Below are 18,988 nucleotides of genomic sequence, written 5' to 3' on the forward strand. Positions count from 1 at the left end.
CGGGTCAGACGCCGTCGAGGAGGACCGAGACCGCCTCGGCGGGGAAGTCGTCCGCGACGTGCAGGCCCCTGAAGACCGCCCGCATCCATACGGCCCCGGCCAGCAGGTCGACGATCAGCATCGGGTCCGCCGACTCCTTGAGCTCGCCCCGCCGCACCGCGCGCTCGAAGATCTCCCGCTCGCGCGCGAACCGGTCGGCGAAGAAGCGCCGCGCGTCCAGCTCGGGGTGGCGGACGGCGGCGGCGAGCGCGGCGACGGCGATGTCGCTGGCCGGCGGCTCGGTGAGCAGCCGCCTGACGCCCTCGGCCAGCGCGACCAGGTCACCGCGCAGGCTGCCCGTGTCGGGCGCCTCGAACCCCAGCACGTCGGCCTCCACCAGGGCCGCCCCCAGCAGTGCGGCCTTCGACGGCCACCAGCGGTAGATCGTGGTCTTGTTGACGCCCGACAACTCGGCGACCCCCTCGACGGTCAGCCCGTCGTAGCCCTTCTCCGCCACGAGCCGCAACGTCGCGTCGAAGATCTCCTGCTGCTTCCTGGGCGCCATGAGGTCATTTTCTCCCGGCGAACGCCGTGGCCACCCCAAGTCCCAGGTAGACGATGCCGCTGACGTACCGGAGGGTCCTGGCCCTGGCGTTGAGCCGGGTGCCGAGGGCGCCGGCGGTGCACGCGTACACGATGTCCGAGATCAGTCCCAGGAGCAGCAGCGTCAGGCCGAACAGCACGACCTGGAGCGCGGGCGAGCCCGCGTCCGGGTCGACGAACTGCGGCAGGAACGCCAGGAAGAACAGGGCCACCTTGGGGTTCAGCACGTTGACCAGCACGCCTTCGAGGAAGACCTTGCGCAGCGGCTGCGGCGGGGGTGTGACGCCGTCCGTCTCCTTGCCGGTGAACGCGCGGATGCCCAGGTAGACGAGGTACGCGACACCGGCCCACTTCACGACCGCGAACAGCGTCGCCGACTGCGCGATCACGTACGAGAGGCCCGCGGCGGCGGCCGCGATGTGCACCAGCGTGCCGGCCTCCACGCCGAAAGCGCTGGCCAGGCCCGCCGCCCTGCCCTGGGCGAGGCCTCTGGCGGTGATGTAGAGGTGGTTCGGGCCCGGGATGAGGACCAGGGCAAGCGAGGCCGTCACGAAGAGCGCGAAAGTCGTTGGATGGATCACAAAACAGCAGCGTAAAATACCTTTGGTATGGCGATAAAGGCCAATCTCGTATTGATTTTCTGAACCAATAGGTTGTCGGTGGAGCGTGGGATAGTTGCTGGCGTGAACGGTCTTCTCGTCGGGCGCTCTGTTGAGCTGGCCAGACTCGTGCGGGTGCTCCAGTCCGCAGCGGAGGGCATGGCCGGGGTGGCGCTCGTCGGCGGAGACGCGGGCATCGGCAAGACCCGGCTGGTCGCCGAGCTGGTCTCGGAGGCCCGCGAGCGCGGCTTCCACGTGCTGGTCGGCCAGTGCGCCGAGCTGGGCGACTCGCTGCCCTACCTGCCGCTGGCCGACGCGCTGCGCGGCGCGGAGCCGGCCGTGCGCGCGGCCGCCGCGGCCCATCCCATGCTGGGCCAGCTGCTGCCGGGCATGGAGAGCGCCCCCTCGACCGGGCTCACGCAGCAGCGGCTGTTCGGCTCGCTGCTCGGGCTGCTGGCCGACGTCCAGCCCGTGCTGTTCGTGATCGAGGACCTCCACTGGGCCGACCGGTCCACCCGTGACCTGCTGGTCTTCCTCAGCCGCATGGTGCAGAGCGAGCGGGTCTGCGTGGCCGGCACATACCGCACCGACGACCTCCACCGCCGCCATCCGCTCCGGTCCGTGCTGGCCGAGCTGAAGCGCCTGCCCACGGTGACGGGCGTCGAGCTGGGCCCGCTGGCCTCCGGCGACATGTCCGACTATGTGGCCACATTGGGAGAGGTGGGCGCGCAGGAGCTCGGCCTCATCGTGTCCCGCGCCGACGGCAACCCCTTCTATGCCGAAGAGCTGTTCGCGGCCATGGCCGAGGGCGACAGCCTGCCCGACGGGCTGGCCAGCCTGCTCATGACCAGGGTCGAAGTGCTGTCCGAGGCGGGGCAGGGAGTGCTGAGGGCCGCCGCCGTGGCGGGACGGCGGGTGGAGGACGAGCTGCTGCGGGAGGTGTCGGGGCTGCCGCTGGCGGAGTTCGAGGAGGCGGTCAGGGAGATCGTCTCGCGCGGGCTGCTCAGGGTCGACGGCTACGGATACGCCTTCCGTCACGCGCTGCTCCAGGAGGCCGTCTACACCGACCTGCTGCCCGGCGAGCGCACGCGGCTGCACGTCGCCTTCGCCCGGTTGCTGACGTCACCCGCCGAGCTGGCCTACCACCACCTCGCCGGTCACGACCTGGCCGGGGCGCTGTCGGCGTCGGTCGAGGCGGGCCGCCTGGCCGAGCGGCTGGGGGCTCCGGCCGAGGCGCACAGCCACTACGACCGGGCGCTCGGCCTGTGGGAGCGGGTCGAAGGGGCGGCCGCGCTGGCCGGGGAGAGCCGGGAGCGGCTGGCGTTCCGCAGCGCCGTCATGGCGGCCGACAGCGGTGACAACCATCGCGCGATCATCCAGCTCCGGGCACTGCAGCCGACGTCCGAGGTCAACGAGCGGCTCGCCTACTACCTGTACGAGGCCGACGACCAGCCGGGCGCCATCGCGGCGGCGGAGCGCGCGGTCGAGAGCGCCGAGGACCAGCCGGCGCTCGCCCGCGCCCTGGCGACCCATGCCCGCACGCTGCTCTGGAGCACCCGTCATCGTGACGTCGAGGCCCTGACCGCGCGGGCGCTGGAGATCGCCCGCGCGGCCGGGGTCCGAGACGCCGAGGTGGGCGCGCTCCTCACGCTGGCCACCTATGTGGAGCACCGGGGTGACCTGGCCAGGGCACACGAGCTGATCGAGACCGCCTCCGCCGAGGGCAGCGGCGACCTGGCGATGGACCTGCGCGCCCGCTTCCACCACGCGCGCATCCACTACGAGCAGGGCCTGCTGGCCCAGGCCGCCGAGGTGGCCGACGACGGCATCCGCGTGGCGTTCGAGACCGGGCTCAAGTGGAGCACCTACGGCACCGATCTGCGGTTCCTGCGGTTCCTGATCCACTACGTGGCCGGCGAGTGGGACCAGGCGGAGGCGGTCGCGTCCAGTTTCGGCACGCGGGTGGGCACGCTGCCGGAGGCGATCCTGTCGTCGTTCGCGCTGTTCATCGAGGTGGCCCGGGATCTGCCCGCGGTCGGGGCGCGGCTGAGCCGGCTGCGGCCGTTCTGGCACGACGAGCTGGCCGCGTACATGTCCCGTGGCCTGGCCGCCGAGCACGCGCTCTGGCACGGCGACCCGGCGGCGGCGCTCGGCCACGTGCGGGCGGTCATGGCGACGATGGACGGCTACCCGGGGGCGCTGCGGCTGGCCGCCATCGGGCTGTGGGCGCTGGCCGAGCTGGGCACGACCGAGGGCGCCGACGAGCTACGCGCCCGCGCCCGCCTCTCCGTCGACTCCGGGCCCACCGGCGAGCCCGGCCATCTCGGGCCCGAAGGGTTGGCCTGGGCGCTGCGCGTGGAGGCGGAGTGGCATCGCGTGCACGGGCGGCTCGACGTGGAGTTGTGGCGCCGGGTGGTGGAGGCGTTCGACTTCGGGTTCGTCTACGAGGTGGCGCGGGCCCGGTGGCGGCTGGCCGAGGCGCTGCTGGCGGCTGGCGACCGGGAGGGGGCGCAGGCCGAGTGGGCCCTTGCCCAGGAGACGGCGGCGAAGCTGCGGGCGGCGCCGCTGGAGAACGCGCTGCTGGAGTTCGGGCGGCGGGCCCGGTTCGGCGGTGGCGGGCAGGGCGACGGCGGGTTGACGGCTCGGGAGGTGGAGGTGCTGCGGCTGGTCGCCGAGGGGCTGACCAACCGGGAGATCGCCGAGCGGCTGTTCATCGCGCACAAGACGGTCAGCGTCCACGTGTCCAACATCCTGGGGAAGCTGGAGGTCTCCACCCGCACGCAGGCGGCCGCCGCCGCCCGGCAGCGGGGGCTGCTGGCCTGAGGCGGTGCTCAGCCGGGACAGGTGAGGTGGTCGATCCTGTCCTGCTGCTGCTCGGCGGGGGTCCGGCGGTCGTGGGCCAGGGTCGCGAGGCCGTGCAGGGCGGCCCACACCGCTTCGGCGAACATGCCCGTGCTCTAGTTCGGGGTGGACAGGTCGCGGAAGAGGAAGTAGCTCGCGTGGTCGCTCTGCAGGTAGGAGTGGTAGCGCGCGGCCCGCGACTTGGCGGTCTTGTCCGCGGTGAGGACCGTGACGACCACGTACTGCTTGGCGTGGCCCGTACGGATCTTGCCGTAGGCATAGTCGCTGTGCGCCTTGTCCTTGCGCCACTTCACGGCGTCCGAGTTGAGTGAGGCCAGCCGGTCGGCGGTCTTCTTGGCCGCCTGCTCGCTGGGGAAGGACATCATGACCTGGACCGCCTTGATGTGCCCGCCGTCGGCCGAATATGCGAGCTGGACGGCGCGCTGGCAGTGGTTCTGGGCCAGCACGCCTCGGCCGTCCACCGGGTCGCAGCTGTTGTACGTCCAGCCGCCGACCTTGTCGGCCTGCAGCTCCACGTCTCCCAGCTTGAAGTCCCAGTCGCCGAACTCGCCGGCAGTGAGCGGCGAGCCTGGATCGACGCGTCTCGAGGAGGGCGGGGTGTCGCTGGGGGTCCGTTCCGCGGGCTCGGTGGTGGGCGGGTCCGACGGCGAGGCTGATGCCGATGGACTGTCGGACGGCGACGGCGACGGCGTCGTGTTCGTGGTCGTCGGGAAGGGGTCGGCGCTCGGCAGGGTGACCGTCGTCGGCTCCGAGCCGGAACCGCGTAGGTAGAGGAACGCGCCGACGCCGCCGCCGCCCAGGAGGAGCACGGCCAGGCCGGTGACGAGGCCGATGATCAGGGCGTTGTTGCTCTTCGGGGGTGGGGCAGGGAGCACCAGCGTCCGCTGAGGCTCCATCTGGTTCCCGTACGGCCCTGAGCCCGGCCCCGGCGGCGGGCCATAACCGCCCTGCCCGGCCCCGTAGCCGCCTTGCCCGGGTGGTGGGGCTCCCTGTCCGGGTGGCGCGCCGTATCCGGGTTGGCCGTAGCCCTGCTGCGGCGGAGCCCCTTGGCCGGATGGCGGGCCGTAGTGCTGAGGAGGGCCGTCCCCTTGGCCGGAGGGCGGTCCATAGCTCTGAGGAGGGCCATACCCTTGCCCGCCCCACGGTCCTTGCGGTTGAGGCTGGGGCTGTGGGGGCTGAGGAGGATAAGCCATCCCTCCATTGTGGTGTAATCACTCCTCATCTGCCCCAACTAGCCCTTAATCCCCATCTGGCGCAGTATCAGGAGGCTTTGGCGCAGGTCTGCCGGCGGTACTTGCCGGGCGACACCCCGAACTGCCGCTTGAACGCGTTCCCGAACGCGAACTCCGACCCGTACCCGACCCGCTGGGCCACCTCCGCCACCGAGGCGTCGGACTCGCGCAGCAGGCGGCCGGCCGTGGCCAGGCGCCACCACGTGAGGTATGCCAGCGGCGGCTGCCCGACGAGGCCGGTGAAGCGGCGGGCGAAACCGGCACGGGAGAGGCCGGCGTGGGCGCCGAGCGACTCCACCGTCCAGCGGCGGTCGGGGGCGCGGTGGATGGCGTCGAGCGCGCGGCTGATGGCCGGGTCGGCCAGCGCGGCGGCCCACCCGGACTCGTCGCACGCCATCGACTCCTGATCGAACCAGGCGCGCAGGATATAGAGCTGGAGCACGTCGAGCAGGGACGTCACGACGGTGTCGGCCCCCAGCCGGGGATTGTCGATCTCCGCGGCCAGCAGGTCGACGGCGGCCTTGAGCTCCGGGCGGTGGCCGAGCGTCGTCGGCAGGTGGATCACGTCGGGCAGCGAGGCCAGGATCGGGTGGATCCTGCCGGGGTCGAGCTGGTAGCCGCAGCACAGGGTGACCGTCTCGGCCCCGTCGCCGTCGTACGTCGCCGAGGTGAACAGCTCGAAGTCGAGGTACGGGTTGCAGGCCGGCCGGGCGAGCGGCGTGCCGGGGCTGTCGGCCAGGCCGTACCCGTCGCCGTGCGGGAGGAAGACCACGTCGCCTACGCTGAGCGGCACGGGCTCGCCGTCGGGCGGGATGAGCCAGCAGGACCCGCGCAGCACCATCTGGAACCCCGCGGATCCGGGCACCGCCGGAAACTCCTGCCCCCACGGGGCACGCCAGGTGATGCGGGCGGAGTTGAGCCGGCCGGTGCTCATGTGGGCGACGACGTCGCTCAGCACGTCCATGGAGTCGAGTCTAGCTGCTGAGACTCTCGCGTAAAAAGTATAGACATTGGCGCATTGGTTATCTCAGCTACGGCCCATACGGTGGTTCGCGTCCCTTTCTGACCGACTGTGAGGACAGTTGACATGATCAAGGTAGGCATCATCCTGGGCAGCACCCGTCCCGGCCGCAACGGCGAGGCCGTGGCGCAGTGGGTCCACGACCTGGCGGCCAAGCGCGGCGACGCCGAGTATGAACTGGTGGACCTCAAGGACTACGACCTGCGCCACCTGGACGAGCCGAACATCCCCGCCATGGGCAACTACGCGCACGAGCACACCAAGCGGTGGTCCGAGAAGATCGCCTCCTTCGACGCATTCGTCTTCGTGACGCCCGAGTACAACCACTCCATCCCGGGTGCGCTCAAGGACGCCGTCGACTTCCTGTACGCCGAGTGGAGCAACAAGGCGGCCGGTTTCGTCGGGTACGGCGTGGACGGCGCAGTCCGGGCCGTCGAGCACATGCGCCAGATCCTGTCCCAGATGGGCGTGGCCACCGTGGCGCCGCAGGTGGCGCTCTCGCTCTTCACGGACTTCGAGAACATGGCCGACTTCAAGCCCGCCGCCGTCCACGAGGACAAGCTGGGCGCCGTGCTTGACCAGGTCCTCGCCTGGGGCGGCGCCCTGCGCCCGCTGCGAGCGGCCTGAAGTCCGGGGCCGGCCGGCCCCGGCCCCACACGCAGAGCGCTCCAGGGCTTGACTCGATCTTGGAACTCATTAATCCTTAATCCTACTTGTAAAGTAGGAAAGATAGGAAAGGGGCGGTTGTGCGAGCGCTCATCCTGCTCGGGCTGGTCGGTCTCGCGGCCCAGCTCGTCGACGGAAGCCTGGGCATGGCCTACGGCGTCACGTCGACCACGCTTCTGCTGGCCATCGGCACCAACGCGGCGGCCGCCTCGGCGACTGTCCACCTCGCGGAAATCGGCACCACGCTGGCCTCGGGCATCTCCCACTGGCGCTTCGGCAACGTCGACTGGAAGGTCGTCGCCAAGATCGGCATCCCGGGAGCGATCGGCGCCTTCGCCGGCGCGACGTTCCTGTCCAGCCTCTCGACCGAGGTCGCCGCCCCGGTCATGTCGCTCATCCTGCTCGCCCTCGGCGTCTACATCCTCATCCGCTTCACCGCCTTCGGGCTGCCGCGCGGCAACCTGGGCAAGCCGCTGCGCAGGCGCTTCCTCGCCCCCCTCGGCCTGCTGGCCGGCTTCGTGGACGCCACCGGCGGTGGCGGCTGGGGCCCCGTCGGCACCCCCGCCATCCTGGCCAGCGGCCGCCTGGCGCCGCGCAAGGTGGTCGGCTCGGTCGACGCGAGCGAGTTCCTCGTTGCCATCGCCGCCAGCGTCGGCTTCTTCGTCGGCATCGGTTCCGAGAACATCAACTTCGCCTGGGTGGCCGTGCTGCTGCTCGGCGGCGTCATCGCCGCGCCGATCGCCGCCTGGCTCGTCCGGCACATCCCGCCGCGCATCCTCGGCTCGGCCGTGGGCGGCGTCATCGTGCTGACCAACGTGCGCAGCCTGCTGCGCAGTGACTGGATCGAGGCCTCCGGCGGCGTCCAGGCGGTCGCGTACATCGTCATCGCCGTCATCTGGGTGGCCGCCATCGCCTGGTCCCTCCGCGAGTACCGCCGTGACAAGGCCAACGAGTCGGTCGAGGCGGTCGAGTCCGAGCTGCAGGTCCGTGCGACGGCAGAGGAGGAGACGGCCTCCGCCTGAGGCCACGCGCGCAGGCTCGGCCTCCCCTGGGGAAGCCGAGCCTGCGCGAAGGGCCCGGAACCTGCGCTGGAGGCGGTGCTCGACACCCTCTGGGCACGGTGACGCTGCGCTGACCCGGCCCGTGCCCGCCCCCGCCGGGCGGGCACGGCGCGGTCGCACGGCTCAGGGCGCCTTGTACTCGGCCACCCTGCCGCAGTAGCTGATCCCGACCGGCGTACTGCTGAACCGGCACACCTGCACCACCACGCGGTCGATCGCCGTGACCCCCGTGGGGTCGGAGAGCGCGAACGAGAGCGCGACCTTGCCGTCGTCCGCCTTGGCGGTCTCGGAGTCGACGAGGGAGCTGCCCTTGTAGGCGGAGAAGGTGGCCGTGGAGTACATCCCGTCGGGGGCGCAGGAGGAGTTGGCCGCGTCGTCGGCCAGCGATCCGTCGACCTTGACGGTCGGCCGGACGACAGGCCCCTCGACCCACTCCAGCGTGCCCTCGGTGACTCCGCGTACGCATTGGTCGCCGGAGTCGGCGTAGAACGTGACCACGGACTGGGCCGCCATCGCGGGTTGAGTCGTCAGCAGAGCGGCGGCGGCCACCGCCCCTGACACAAGCCAGGAACGTAAACGCATGGCATCGACCTTCCGTTCGATGGGATTCGAGCCCCCATCGTGAACCACGGGCCGCGATCTGTCATGACCCCACGAGGGTGACCAGGACGGCCGAGGGGTCGTTGCCGGTGAGGGGGACGGCGAAGACGGCCGTCCGCTCGCGGGCGCCGTATACGACGAACCGCAGGCCGTCCTCGTCCCAGGTGTCCTGGACGTCCGAGGTGAGCTGCGCCGACGCCGAGCAGTACGCCGGGCTCCGGTAGAGCAGGTGCAGCGAGGTGCCCAGCGGGACGTGCTCGGACGGCGGCACGGCGAGCGGACGGCGCAGCCGGACGAGGAGCTGCCGCAAGGGGGTGAGCCAGTGGCGGTCCAGCTCGGCCGAGAGAGCCAGGAGGGCCACGGCCTCCGCCAGGCCGAGCATGACGAGGGGAGCGTGCGGATCCGCCGGGATCGCCAGGAGGCTCGCGGCCAGGAGGAGACCCGCACGGGTGAAAGCACGCAGGTCGACCGGGCGGGAGTGGGCGCCCAGGCAGCCGCACGACGCCGTGGGCGCGGCCACGTACGAATAGGTGAGATACGCCAGGAATCCGGCGGAGAGCAGCGCGGCGGTCACACCCTCCCACGGGGAGAGAGGCGGCGCCAGCAGCGCGGCGGCCACCGCGAGCTCGAGCAGTCCGACGAGCCGGAGCGCCGGGACCGCGCGCGCCGCGCCGACCAGCCGGGCCAGGGCGGTCTGCCCGGCCCTCGCCCGCATCCTGCGGCTGAACAGCTTCATCAGGCCCGCCCAGACGAGGAACAGGGCGATCACGTACGGCTGCGTCGCGGCGATCCCGTGCATCTGGCTTGCTCCTAGTGAGGGGAGAAGACGGTTGCGATGTCGACCTCGTTCGTGTCCGGCCGCCAGGCGCCGAGGATCTGAACGTGCTGGGCCACCCTCAGCATGGACAGGTCCGCGGTGGGCGGCGACTCGGAGTGGACGGCGACCGACTTGCCGGCCACGACATGGCACAGCACCTCTTGCCCGTTGTGATCGAGGTGAAGGGTCTTGTCGGTGATGTTCTTGATGTGCCCCTTGATGTTGACGATGTTGAGCCACACCGACTCGGCGGCCAGCACGCCGTCCGGCATCCGCACGCCGCGGGCGTACAGGCCGTCTCCCGGCTTGGCCTCGTCGAACGGCACGGGGCCGAGCTTCCACAGGCTTGTGCCGTCCACGATCTTGATGCTGTGGAACACCATGTTCGAGCCCAGGACGAGGAGCGTGTTGTCCTTGATCGAACGGATCCTGCCCTCGGCGAAGTTGGGGTCAGGGGCGCCCGGCTCGACGTCGGGCGCCGAGCGGGCGAAGGCCGCCTCCGGGCCGAGCGAGCCCAGCGCGGTCGCGGCGACGACCGTGGCACCGCCGCCGAGCAGGGCGGACTTGAGCATGTCTCTTCTGCTGGTCATCGTCGCCCCTCACGCTGTGTCGATCGAGCAGGGACGAAGACCGGTGGAGAGGCTGGCGATCTTGCTGTACGCCGCGGGCGTGAGGTCGATGATCCGGTCGGTGGCACAGGTCGAGCCGCAGCAGCTGCGCTCGCCGCAGAACAGGTCGGTCTGCGGGCCGCAGTCGGCGATGGAGGTGACGACGCTGACGCCGCTGCACAGGTTGGTGGTGCGGTGCTGGAAGCCGCAGGTCCTGCGGGAGAGGTTGAAGCCGCAGGTGTCGGGGTGGGTGATGGCCCAGCAGGCGTCGGAGGTGTTGGGCCACGCGTGCTGCAGGCTTCCGGAGTTGCAGGTGCCGCAGGCGCCCTTGCCTGTGGTGCTGCACGGTCCCCAGGCGGTGCCGCAGCAGAACCAGGAGACCTCTCCTCGGACTGCGGCGTATAAGTCGATGGGGGTGTCGGGGGGCTGGGTGCGCGCCATGCGCGTCCTCCTAGGGTGAGCTCTGGACGATCTGGAGGGTCCTGAAGCTTTCCGACTTGATCTATGAGTACCATGTAAGGATTTTTCGTCAATGCCCCTTTTGGGCGGCGACGCGGAAGAGCAGATGCTCGTGCCCGGGGCGGCAGATGAGCTGGAGCCCGACCGGCAGGCCGTCCACCGTTCCCGCGGGGACGCTCAGCGCGGGCAGGCCAAGCAGGCTCCACGGGCTGGTCAGCGAGAGCAGGGCGTCCCGTACGGAGACGAGCGTGCCGTCCACCTCGACCTCCCTGCGGCCGAGGGGCGGGGCGGTGATGGGGACGGTCGGCATCGCGAGCACGTCATAGCGCTCGAACAGCGCGGCGACCGCTTCGGCCAGCCGGGGCCTGGCCCGCATGGCGCGTACGTACCGCCAGCCGGGGACCGTGGCGGCGGCACGCAGGCGTTCGAGCACCTCGCTGTCGAACAGGGCGGGCTTGTCCGCCATGCGCTCCGCGTGCACGGCCGCCACCTCGCTGCTCTGGATCGCGGTGAACGTCTCGTGCAGCTCGCCGGCGTCCTCCGGCGACAGCCGGCGCTCCTCCAGCGGGCCGGTCCCGGACTCCAGCGCCTCGCGTGCCGTACGGACCACCTGCGGTTCGCAGGGGAAGAAGGCCGTCGGATCCAGCCAGCCCGCACGTGGGGCGCCCGCGCCCGTGCCGTCGGGTACCAGGGACCGGTAGGCGATGAGGCAGTCCTCCGCGTCTCCCGCGAGCAGGCCGACATGGTCCAGGGAGCGCGCCAAGGGGAAGACGCCGTCCGCCGGGATCGCCCCGTACGCGGGCTTGAAGCCGGCGATTCCGCACAGCGCCGCGGGGATGCGGGTCGAGCCGCCGGTGTCGGTGCCGAGGGCGAGCGGGACCATGCCCGCCGCCACTGCCACCGCGCTGCCGCTGCTGGACCCGCCCGGCATGCGGGAGGTGTCCCGCGGGTTGAGGCACGGGCCGGCGGCCGAGCGGTCGCCGGTCGGGCCGTAGGCGAATTCGTGGGTGTTGGTCTTGCCGACGATCACGGCCCCGGCCTGGCGCAGAAGGGTCACGCAGGCGGCGTCGGCGTCCGGGACGTAACCGGCGAAGTGCCGCGAGCCCATGGTCGCGGGCAGGCCCGCCACCATGATGACGTCCTTCACCCCGGCGGGCAGCCCGTGCAGCGGGCCCCGGTCGACGCCGCGCGCCAGCTCGCCGTCGGCGTGGCCCGCCGCGGCCATCGCGCCCTCCACGTCCACGGAGATGAACGCGTTGAGCGCCGGGCCGAGCGCCGCGACGGCCTCGAGCGCGTGCCTGGTGAGCTCCACCGACGTGATACGCCCCGCGCGCAGCTCCTGCGCGAGCTCGGAGATCGCACGACCGGCGAAGTAGCCGCGCTGTCCGAAGTAGGGCGGCCGCCGGCCGGTGCCGGGGCCGGTAGGTGTCGGCATGAAGTCCTTCCTGGTCCGGCAGCCGCCGGGAACGGAGGCGCGACCACGGCGCCCAGCACGGCCTCACCGTCCGCCCCATAGGAGTACCCCGCAGGCGGCCGTCAGCACCTGCGCCGCGAGGAGCCGAAGGAGCAGCCCGCTGCCGTAGGCGGGTGCGGCTGTCCGCACCTGCGGCCTTTCCGGACATGGCGTTGGCGGGCGCAATGAGTTAGGTTAGCCTCACCTAATAGGCTTGGAGGCCGGTGTTGGTTGAGCCCTTTCGCATGTTCGACGTCCGCGTAGCCAGACTGGAACGGTTGAGCCCGACCTTCCTCCGGGTGACCTTCACCGGAGCGGACCTGCACTTATTCGCCGACAACGGCTATGACCAGCGCATCAAGCTCATCCTCCCCCTCCCAGGCCATGGCCTGGCCCACCTCCCCACCGGCCCCGACTGGTTCCCGAGGTGGCGCCAGTTGGATGACGACAAGCGCAACCCCTTGCGGACGTACACGGCGAGGCTGGTCAGGCAGGCCGATCGCGAGGTGGACGTCGACGTGGTCATGCACCCCGGCGGCGACGGGCCGGTCGCGCGGTGGGCGCAGGTCGTGCGGCCGGATGACGTCGCGGTGCTGTTCGGGCCAGATGTGCGCCACCAGGGGAGTCACGGGAACATGGTGTTCCAGCCCCCGGAGGGCACCAAGACCGTGCTGCTCGTGGGGGACGAGACCGCCGTGCCGGCCATCTGCGCGACGCTCGAACGGCTCCCGGCGCACTTCGAGGGCACGGCGCTGATGGAGGTCCCCGGCGAGGAGGACTTCCTCCGCGTCGAGACGGCCAGCCAGGTGAAGGTGCAGTGGCTGGCCAGGCACGACAGAGAGCGCGGAGAGCTGCTGGAGCCGGCCGTACGGGCGGCCGCCGACCGCCTGCTGCCGTCCCTGGCCGCGCCGGACACCTTCGACGACGTGGACGTCGATGCGGAGGAGCTCTGGGAGGTGCCCCAGGAAGGATGCGACGAGCCTCTGTACGCCTGGCTGGCCGGCGAGGCGGCGGTGATCAGGGCCCTGCGGCGGCACCTGGTCGCCGACCGCGGCATGGACCGGCGCGCGGTGGCTTTCATGGGCTACTGGAGGCAGGGCCGGGCAGAGCACAACGAGTGAGGAGCGCCCCTCGACGCGCACGCTCCTGTGGCTCCTGACCCGCGCCCCGCCGCCGCTAGATCACTCTCGCACCAAGGTTAGCGCTAGGTGACCTTCAGGCAACTCTACGTAATGAGCCGGGCTGATTACGTTCAGTTGTGCACCACCTGTCACAGGCGAGTGATTGCGAGGGAACATGTCTACCGAGCCGCGGTTGAGCCTGGACACTCGGGCCGCGCGCAACCTGGCCACCACCACCAAGACGCGCCCGCAGATGCAGGCCATCACCTCCCGCTGGCTGCTGCGCAGGCTGCCGTGGGTCGATGTGCGCGGCGGAACGTACCGGGTCAACCGCAGGCTGACGCACCGGGTCGGGCACGGCCGGGTGAGCGTGGTGCTGAACGGGGCGGACGACGTGCGCATCCTCCCCGAGACGCTCCCGGAGCTTCCTCCGCTGCGCGGCTTCGACGACCTCGACGTGCTGACCGCGATCGCCTCGACGTTCGCGCCGCGGGAGGTCCAGGCAGGCGACGTCATAGCCGAGGCCGGCACCCCGATCACCGAGACGTACGTCATCGCCCACGGCCGGCTCAACCGGATGGCCGTCGGCGATTACGGGGAGACGCAGCTCCTCGGCGTCACCACCGACGGCGAGCACCTGGGCGACGAGGTGCTCGAGCATGAGAACCCGCGCTGGCCGTACACGGTCAGGGCCGCCACCGCCGGCACGATCCTGGTGTCGCCGCGGCAGGAGCTCCAGCGGCTGCTCGACGGGTCGCCGGCCCTGCGGGAGCACGTCGAGCGCTACCTGGAGGAGATGCGCAAGCCGGTCAACCGCCGCGGCGAGGCGGCCGTCGCGATCGCGTCCGGGCACGTCGGCGAGCCGGTCATCGACGGCACGTTCGTGGACTACGACCTCCGTCCCCGCGAGTACGAGCTCAACGTCACGCAGACCGTCCTGCGGGTCCACACGCGCGTGGCCGACCTCTACAACGACCCGATGAGCCAGCTCGAGCAGCAGCTGCGCCTGACGATCCACGAGATCCGCGAGCGCGAGGAGTGGGAGCTGCTCAACAACCGCGAGTTCGGCCTGCTGCACAACGCGGAGTACGACCAGCGGATCAGCACCTGGTCGGGCCCCCCGACCCCCGACGACCTGGACGACCTGATCAGCATGCGGCGCAAGACCCGGCTGCTGCTCGCCCACCCCAAGGCGATCGCCGCGTTCTTCAGGGAGTGCAACAAGCGCGGGCTGGTGCCCGGCAGCGCGGACGTGGACGGCCACGAGATCCCGGCCTGGCGCGGGGTCCCGATCTTCCCCTGCGGCAAGATCCCAATCTCGGGACACCACACCACCTCCATCGTGGCGCTGCGCACGGGGGAGGAGGACCAGGGCGTCGTCGGCCTCTACCAGACCGGCATCCCGGAGGAGCACGAGCCGGGGCTGAACGTGCGGTTCATGGGCATCAACGCCCAGGCCGTGATGTCGTACCTGGTCAGCGCCTACTACTCGGTGGCGATCCTGGTGCCCGACGCGATCGGCATCCTCGAGAACGTCGACACCGCCGCCCCGCGCGTCTAGGAAGGGGGCGGCGTCATGCCCGACATCGCAGCAGGCCCCACCGGCCTCGGGACCTCCGCGCTGCGCCTACCGCCGATGGAGCGCCATGCCGCGCCATGGCCCGCGGAAAGTGACGGGCACGAGCCCCCGAGGCCCGTCCCGGTGGACCCCGCGCACGCGCTTCGCGGCGCCATGTACCGGCACAGCCTCGCCCCGCTGCCGTGCCGGGAGCGGCAGTGGGGCGACGGGTCGTACCCGCCGCTGTACTGCCCCGAGACCGTCAGGGACGACCAGGAACTCGCCGACGAGGTGGACCGGCGGCTGGTGGCCTGGGCGGAGCGGGTCGGCATCCACGAGGGGCGGTTGGCGGAGTTCCACGCGACCGGGTACGGGCGGCTGGCCATGCTCGCCCACCCCGACACCGACGACCCCGACCTGCTGTTGGTCGCGGCCCAGATGAACGCCGCCTGGTGGGCCGCCGACGACTACTACGCCGACGAGACCGAGCTCGGCGCGACGCCGACCGAGCTCCCGCCCCGGCTCGCCCTCGTGACGTCGGCCATGGACCCGCCCCCGCCCGCCGGCGACTACACCCGCCAGCTCGAAGAGGCGATCCAGGCGGACCCGGTCCTGGTCTCGCTGAGATCGGCCGCGGGCCACGTGCGCCGCCACGCCACCCCTTCGCAGGTGGGGCGGGTCTGCAACATCACGTCCCAGATGTACGTGAGCTGGACCGCCTACGCGGCCTGGCGCTACCTGGAGACGCCGCCGCCCGTGTGGCGCTATCTCGCGGCCCGGCAGCACGACAGCTTCTACACGTCCATGACGCTCATCGACATCGTGGGCGCGTACGAGCTGCCCGCCAACCTCTTCTTCGACAGCAGGTTCCACACCGCGCTCATGCAGGCGGGCACCGCCAGCGTGCTCGTCAACGACCTCCACTCGGTCGCCAGGGAAGCGGCCGACGAGCTCCCCGACTCCAACGTGATCCTGCTCATCGCCGCGGAACAGGGCTGCTCCACCCGCGAGGCGACCGAGCTCGCCGTCGCCATGCACAACGACTTCGTCCGAGGTTTCGAAGCCAGCCAGCAACAACTCGCCACCGTCCCGTCCCTCGAGCTGAAGCGCTTCCTGCGCGGGGCGCAGGCGTGGATGGCCGGCTGCCTCGAATGGCACAGCACCAGCAGCCGATACAAGTCATAGAGAAAGGAGCCCCGCCGATGACGGCCACACCCGTCCTCAGCACCTACTACCAGCACTCGGTCGCCGACTATTGGAACTCGGAGCAGAACCCCGTCAACCTGCGCCTGGGCGAGGTCGACGGCATTTACCACCATCACTACGGCATCGGAGAAGTCGACTGGTCGGTCCTGGAGGGCCCGGAGGAGAGCCGCGAGAAACGAGTCATCGAGGAGCTGCACCGGCTTGAGCACGCGCAGGCCGACACTCTCATCAGCAAGCTCGGCCCGCTGCGGCCGGACCACCGGGTGCTGGACGCGGGCTCGGGCCGCGGCGGCTCCAGTCTCCTGGTCAACCTCAGGTACGGCTGCCACGTCGACGGCGTGTCCATTTCCGAGTCCCAGGTGGCTTTCGCCAACGAGCAGGCCGAGATGCGCGGTGTCGCCGACAAGGTGCGCTTCCATTTCCGCAACATGCTCGACACCGGATTCGAGACTGGATCGTTCCAAGCGATCTGGAACAACGAGAGCACGATGTACGTCGAGCTCTCCCTGCTGTTCGCCGAGCACTCCCGCCTGCTGAGCCGCGGCGGCCGGTACGTGTGCATCACCGGGTGTTACAACGACGCCTACGGCCTGCCGTCCCGAGCCGTCAGCCAGATCAACGCCCACTACATCTGCGACATCCATCCCCGCAGCACCTATTTCAAGGAACTGGCGGCCAACCGCCTCGTCCCCATCAACGTCATCGACCTCACCGCCGCGACCATTCCGTACTGGGAGCTCCGCGCCAAGACCAAGCTGGCGACCGGGATCGAGGAAGCCTTTCTCGAGGCGTACAGGGACGGCAGTTTCCAGTACCTCCTCATCGCCGCCGACCGGATCTGACGATAGGCCCCTGCCGATGGCCAGGCGCTGCCGACAGCTGCGCCTGGCCCTTGACGACGGCCGGCTTCCCCTCGCGGCTACTTCCCGCCCGCGGCTCCAGGCAGGATCAGCCGGGTCTTGAGGTGGTGGGGGTAGTCGGCAAGATGCCGGGCCTTTCCGGTGTTGACGTTGACCAGATAGGTGCTGTTGTTCTTCCCGGCCATAGAGAGGACCACGACTTCGGACGGGCTCTGCCAGACGGAGGTGCGGAAGATGCCGCTGCGCTTCGGCAGGCCGCGGACAGGCACCTTCCGCAGGGTCCGCCCGGTCTTGGTGTCGAGGAGGCTGAGCATCGGCGTGCCGGCCTGGAGATCCTTGAAATAGCTGGCGACCACCGTACGGCCGTCCGGAGCGAGTTCGCTGAAGTTGATGTACGCGCCTTCGAAGCGCACCGGCTTGCCTCCGCCGGTGACGGGCATCAGCCACAGGTCGGTCTTGACGTATCGGACCAGCTCGACGACGCCGTCCTTGATGCTGATCGGCTCGTACTCGCGCGGTATCGACACCGCCTTGCCGGTGCGCATGTCGATCAGGAGGCCGGGCTCCTTGTGGTTCACGTGCGGGTCGAAGGCCACGTACCGGCCGTCGTCGGAGACCACGAGCTGGTTGCCCATCTTGATCTGGTCCTCCTTCACCGCCACGGGGGAGGTCGTCTCCTGGCCGCTCACCAGGTCGCGGACCACGTGGGCCTGGGCTGCACGGCTGTAATAGGCGAGCATGCGCCCGTCCCGGCTGACCGCGACCGGTATGTCATTGCCCTTGGAGGTCGTGACCAGCGCCTGCGGCACCCGGTAGGTCGTGCCGGTGCGGGTGACCACCTGCCACGCCACCCTGCGGCAGTCGATGACCTGCCGATCCGCCGATACGTAGCACGGCGTCTGGTACGCGTAGCCGATCGCCCCCACCTTGCCGTCGGGCAGGTCGGGCACCGTGCCCTCGCGCTGCGGCGTGGCAACCTGGCCGCCACGGGGCCAGAACACCGTCGCGCCCGCCGTCGTCGCCATCAGCGCCGCGGCCGTCACGACGGCGGTCACCGCCAGCCTGGTCCGCCGCCTGCGCCGGTGCCCCGCGATGGCCGCGTCGACCAGGCTCACTGGCGGGGCCTCTTCCGCGAGGTCCTTCAGCGCCTCACGCAGCCTTGTCATCGGGCTACCTCCTGGATGCGTAGGTCCGTCAGCTCGGGCGCGAGCTCGCGTAACCGGGCCAGCGCGTGATGGGTCTGGCTCTTGACGTTGCCGATCGAGCAGCCGAGCGCGTCGGCCGTCTGCGCCTCGGTGAGGTCCTCCCAGAAGCGCAGCACGATCACGGCCCGCTGCTTGCGGGTCAGCTTGGCCAGCGCCTGGCGCAGCACGATCCGGTCGAGCGTGGCCTCGTCATGGGAGGCGCCGTACTCGGGCGGGTCGGCGCTCGGCCACTCGGGACTGGGCCGGCGCCTCCAGGAGATGTACTGGTTGACCAGCGCTTTGCGGGTGTACGCCTCGGGGTTGCCGTCCCTGGAGAGCTTGGACCAGTGTCCGACGACCTTGGTCAGCACGCTCTGGAGCAAATCCTCGGCCAGGTGGGCATCTCCTGCGAGCAGGTACGCGGTCCGCATCAGCGCTTGCTGGCGGGCGAGCACGAACTCGCGGAAGCCGTCGTGACGATCCAATGTGCTCTCCTTTCGCCCGTTCCAACGCGACCCATGGGGCGAAAGGTTGCACTGTTTTCACGGCGAATGGGGCCCCGGTTGGAGCCCCATTCGCGTGATCGGTCCGGACGGGCGTCGTCTCACGAGGGTGCGTAGACCCTGTGGACGAACTCCGCGAGCTTGTTGTCCGGCAGTTCCTTTGCCAGGTCGGCCTCGCTGACCATGCCCACGATCCGGTGGTTGTCGATCACCGGCAGGCGCTTGATCTGGTGCTGCTCCATCTTCTGCAGCGCCTCTTCGACGCTGCTGTGGGCATCCACCCACACCAGGCCCTTGGCGAGCTCGCTCGCCGTGGTCTGGTCGAGGTCCTTGCCCTCGGCGCAGCACTTGATCACGATGTCCCGGTCGGTGATGATCCCTTTGAGCCGGTCGTCGTCCCCGCAGATCGGCAGTGCGCCGACCGACAGGTCACGCATCATCTGCGAAGCCCTGCGCAGGCTGTCGTGTTCGCCGATGCATTCCGCTCCGCGGTGCATCACGTCCTGAACGGTCTTGCCGACTTCCGGTGTGCTCATTCCAAACCTCCTTCGAGACGGTCGAAGGAATCTTCCAACGGAGGCCCTACCCCATCTGAA

At 70.5% G+C, this 18,988-nt stretch carries 19 protein-coding genes; 7 read left to right on the forward strand and 12 right to left on the reverse strand.

Features of this window, described 5'->3' with window-relative positions:
• Positions 1–4: 4 nt before the first annotated feature.
• Both ABN273_RS46520 and ABN273_RS46525 read right to left on the reverse strand, forming a co-directional pair.
• On the reverse strand, positions 5–544 hold the full coding sequence (locus tag ABN273_RS46520; RefSeq protein ID WP_349456009.1) for a TetR/AcrR family transcriptional regulator: 540 nt from the start codon (positions 542–544) through the stop codon (positions 5–7).
• A 4-nt stretch (positions 545–548) separates the two neighbouring features.
• Positions 549–1,163, reverse strand: a complete 615-nt coding sequence (locus ABN273_RS46525) for a LysE family translocator (protein ID WP_349456010.1) — start codon at positions 1,161–1,163, stop codon at positions 549–551.
• Between the two features lie 102 nt (positions 1,164–1,265).
• On the opposite strand from ABN273_RS46525, the gene ABN273_RS46530 reads away from it, so the two are divergent.
• Entirely contained in the window at positions 1,266–4,004 is a 2,739-nt protein-coding gene (locus ABN273_RS46530; RefSeq protein WP_349456011.1) for an ATP-binding protein, read from the forward strand.
• Positions 4,005–4,138: 134 nt separating this feature from the next.
• On the opposite strand, the gene ABN273_RS46535 is transcribed toward ABN273_RS46530, so the two are convergent.
• The gene (locus tag ABN273_RS46535; protein ID WP_349456012.1) at positions 4,139–4,939 is read right to left on the reverse strand and encodes a hypothetical protein; all 801 of its coding nucleotides are present in this window, start codon (positions 4,937–4,939) and stop codon (positions 4,139–4,141) included.
• Between the two features lie 364 nt (positions 4,940–5,303).
• Complete coding sequence (locus ABN273_RS46540; protein ID WP_349456013.1) at positions 5,304–6,239, reverse strand: AraC family transcriptional regulator; 936 nt, start codon at positions 6,237–6,239, stop codon at positions 5,304–5,306.
• A gap of 123 nt (positions 6,240–6,362) precedes the next feature.
• Here ABN273_RS46540 and ABN273_RS46545 point away from each other — a divergent pair, with 123 nt between their 5' ends.
• Together ABN273_RS46545 and ABN273_RS46550 are read left to right on the forward strand one after the other, a co-directional pair.
• A complete protein-coding gene (locus tag ABN273_RS46545; RefSeq protein ID WP_349456014.1) occupies positions 6,363–6,923 on the forward strand; it encodes an NADPH-dependent FMN reductase in 561 nt (186 codons plus the stop codon).
• Positions 6,924–7,042: 119 nt separating this feature from the next.
• On the forward strand, positions 7,043–7,984 hold the full coding sequence (locus ABN273_RS46550; RefSeq protein ID WP_349456015.1) for a sulfite exporter TauE/SafE family protein: 942 nt from the start codon (positions 7,043–7,045) through the stop codon (positions 7,982–7,984).
• Positions 7,985–8,146: 162 nt separating this feature from the next.
• Here ABN273_RS46550 and ABN273_RS46555 read toward each other — a convergent pair whose 3' ends face one another.
• From ABN273_RS46555 to ABN273_RS46575, 5 genes are all read right to left on the reverse strand, one after another.
• Entirely contained in the window at positions 8,147–8,605 is a 459-nt protein-coding gene (locus ABN273_RS46555; protein WP_349456016.1) for a hypothetical protein, read from the reverse strand.
• A 61-nt stretch (positions 8,606–8,666) separates the two neighbouring features.
• Positions 8,667–9,422: a MauE/DoxX family redox-associated membrane protein gene (locus ABN273_RS46560; RefSeq protein ID WP_349456017.1), complete on the reverse strand. Its 756-nt coding sequence runs from the start codon at positions 9,420–9,422 to the stop codon at positions 8,667–8,669.
• An 11-nt stretch (positions 9,423–9,433) separates the two neighbouring features.
• Positions 9,434–10,030, reverse strand: a complete 597-nt coding sequence (locus ABN273_RS46565; RefSeq protein ID WP_349456018.1) for a cell wall protein — start codon at positions 10,028–10,030, stop codon at positions 9,434–9,436.
• A gap of 9 nt (positions 10,031–10,039) precedes the next feature.
• Complete coding sequence (locus tag ABN273_RS46570; protein WP_349456019.1) at positions 10,040–10,489, reverse strand: RlpA-like double-psi beta-barrel domain-containing protein; 450 nt, start codon at positions 10,487–10,489, stop codon at positions 10,040–10,042.
• A gap of 88 nt (positions 10,490–10,577) precedes the next feature.
• Positions 10,578–11,942 carry an amidase gene (locus ABN273_RS46575; RefSeq protein ID WP_349456020.1) on the reverse strand — a complete coding sequence of 455 codons (1,365 nt, stop codon included), beginning with the start codon at positions 11,940–11,942 and terminating at the stop codon, positions 10,578–10,580.
• 263 nt (positions 11,943–12,205) lie between these two features.
• On the opposite strand from ABN273_RS46575, the gene ABN273_RS46580 reads away from it, so the two are divergent.
• The 4 genes from ABN273_RS46580 (at position 12,206) to ABN273_RS46595 (ending at position 16,687) form a co-directional block, all read left to right on the forward strand.
• A complete protein-coding gene (locus tag ABN273_RS46580) occupies positions 12,206–13,081 on the forward strand; it encodes a siderophore-interacting protein (RefSeq protein ID WP_349456060.1) in 876 nt (291 codons plus the stop codon).
• Between the two features lie 175 nt (positions 13,082–13,256).
• Positions 13,257–14,642 (forward strand): family 2B encapsulin nanocompartment shell protein, encoded by a 1,386-nt coding sequence (locus ABN273_RS46585; RefSeq protein WP_349456021.1) that lies wholly within the window; start codon positions 13,257–13,259, stop codon positions 14,640–14,642.
• A 15-nt stretch (positions 14,643–14,657) separates the two neighbouring features.
• Positions 14,658–15,824: a family 2 encapsulin nanocompartment cargo protein terpene cyclase gene (locus ABN273_RS46590; protein WP_349456022.1), complete on the forward strand. Its 1,167-nt coding sequence runs from the start codon at positions 14,658–14,660 to the stop codon at positions 15,822–15,824.
• Positions 15,825–15,841: 17 nt separating this feature from the next.
• Positions 15,842–16,687, forward strand: coding sequence for a geranyl diphosphate 2-C-methyltransferase (locus ABN273_RS46595; protein ID WP_349456023.1), 846 nt, complete (start codon positions 15,842–15,844; stop codon positions 16,685–16,687).
• Positions 16,688–16,764: 77 nt separating this feature from the next.
• On the opposite strand, the gene ABN273_RS46600 is transcribed toward ABN273_RS46595, so the two are convergent.
• The 3 genes from ABN273_RS46600 to ABN273_RS46610 form a co-directional block, all read right to left on the reverse strand.
• The gene (locus tag ABN273_RS46600) at positions 16,765–17,871 is read right to left on the reverse strand and encodes a hypothetical protein (RefSeq protein WP_349456024.1); all 1,107 of its coding nucleotides are present in this window, start codon (positions 17,869–17,871) and stop codon (positions 16,765–16,767) included.
• Positions 17,868–18,374: a SigE family RNA polymerase sigma factor gene (locus ABN273_RS46605; protein WP_349456025.1), complete on the reverse strand. Its 507-nt coding sequence runs from the start codon at positions 18,372–18,374 to the stop codon at positions 17,868–17,870. The genes ABN273_RS46600 and ABN273_RS46605 overlap by 4 nt, the downstream gene beginning before the upstream one ends.
• A 119-nt stretch (positions 18,375–18,493) precedes the next feature.
• Positions 18,494–18,928, reverse strand: a complete 435-nt coding sequence (locus tag ABN273_RS46610) for a CBS domain-containing protein (RefSeq protein WP_349456026.1) — start codon at positions 18,926–18,928, stop codon at positions 18,494–18,496.
• Positions 18,929–18,988 lie beyond the last annotated feature (60 nt).

This window comes from Nonomuraea sp. B19D2, assembly GCF_040137845.1.
In the GTDB taxonomy this organism is placed as follows: Bacteria; Actinomycetota; Actinomycetes; order Streptosporangiales; family Streptosporangiaceae; genus Nonomuraea.

Excerpts from the sequence above, each read along its gene's own strand:
- ABN273_RS46555 (WP_349456016.1), bottom strand. The coding sequence starts at position 8,605 with ATGCGTTTACGTTCCTGGCTTGTGTCAGGGGCGGTGGCCGCCGCCGCT.
- ABN273_RS46565 (WP_349456018.1), bottom strand. The coding sequence starts at position 10,030 with ATGACCAGCAGAAGAGACATGCTCAAGTCCGCCCTGCTCGGCGGCGGT.
- ABN273_RS46545 (WP_349456014.1), top strand. The coding sequence starts at position 6,363 with ATGATCAAGGTAGGCATCATCCTGGGCAGCACCCGTCCCGGCCGCAAC.
- ABN273_RS46560 (WP_349456017.1), bottom strand. The coding sequence starts at position 9,422 with ATGCACGGGATCGCCGCGACGCAGCCGTACGTGATCGCCCTGTTCCTC.
- ABN273_RS46570 (WP_349456019.1), bottom strand. The coding sequence starts at position 10,489 with ATGGCGCGCACCCAGCCCCCCGACACCCCCATCGACTTATACGCCGCA.
- ABN273_RS46540 (WP_349456013.1), bottom strand. The coding sequence starts at position 6,239 with ATGGACGTGCTGAGCGACGTCGTCGCCCACATGAGCACCGGCCGGCTC.
- ABN273_RS46600 (WP_349456024.1), bottom strand. The coding sequence starts at position 17,871 with ATGACAAGGCTGCGTGAGGCGCTGAAGGACCTCGCGGAAGAGGCCCCG.
- ABN273_RS46520 (WP_349456009.1), bottom strand. The coding sequence starts at position 544 with ATGGCGCCCAGGAAGCAGCAGGAGATCTTCGACGCGACGTTGCGGCTC.
- ABN273_RS46610 (WP_349456026.1), bottom strand. The coding sequence starts at position 18,928 with ATGAGCACACCGGAAGTCGGCAAGACCGTTCAGGACGTGATGCACCGC.
- ABN273_RS46580 (WP_349456060.1), top strand. The coding sequence starts at position 12,206 with ATGTTCGACGTCCGCGTAGCCAGACTGGAACGGTTGAGCCCGACCTTC.
- ABN273_RS46595 (WP_349456023.1), top strand. The coding sequence starts at position 15,842 with ATGACGGCCACACCCGTCCTCAGCACCTACTACCAGCACTCGGTCGCC.
- ABN273_RS46575 (WP_349456020.1), bottom strand. The coding sequence starts at position 11,942 with ATGCCGACACCTACCGGCCCCGGCACCGGCCGGCGGCCGCCCTACTTC.
- ABN273_RS46585 (WP_349456021.1), top strand. The coding sequence starts at position 13,257 with ATGTCTACCGAGCCGCGGTTGAGCCTGGACACTCGGGCCGCGCGCAAC.
- ABN273_RS46590 (WP_349456022.1), top strand. The coding sequence starts at position 14,658 with ATGCCCGACATCGCAGCAGGCCCCACCGGCCTCGGGACCTCCGCGCTG.
- ABN273_RS46535 (WP_349456012.1), bottom strand. The coding sequence starts at position 4,939 with ATGGAGCCTCAGCGGACGCTGGTGCTCCCTGCCCCACCCCCGAAGAGC.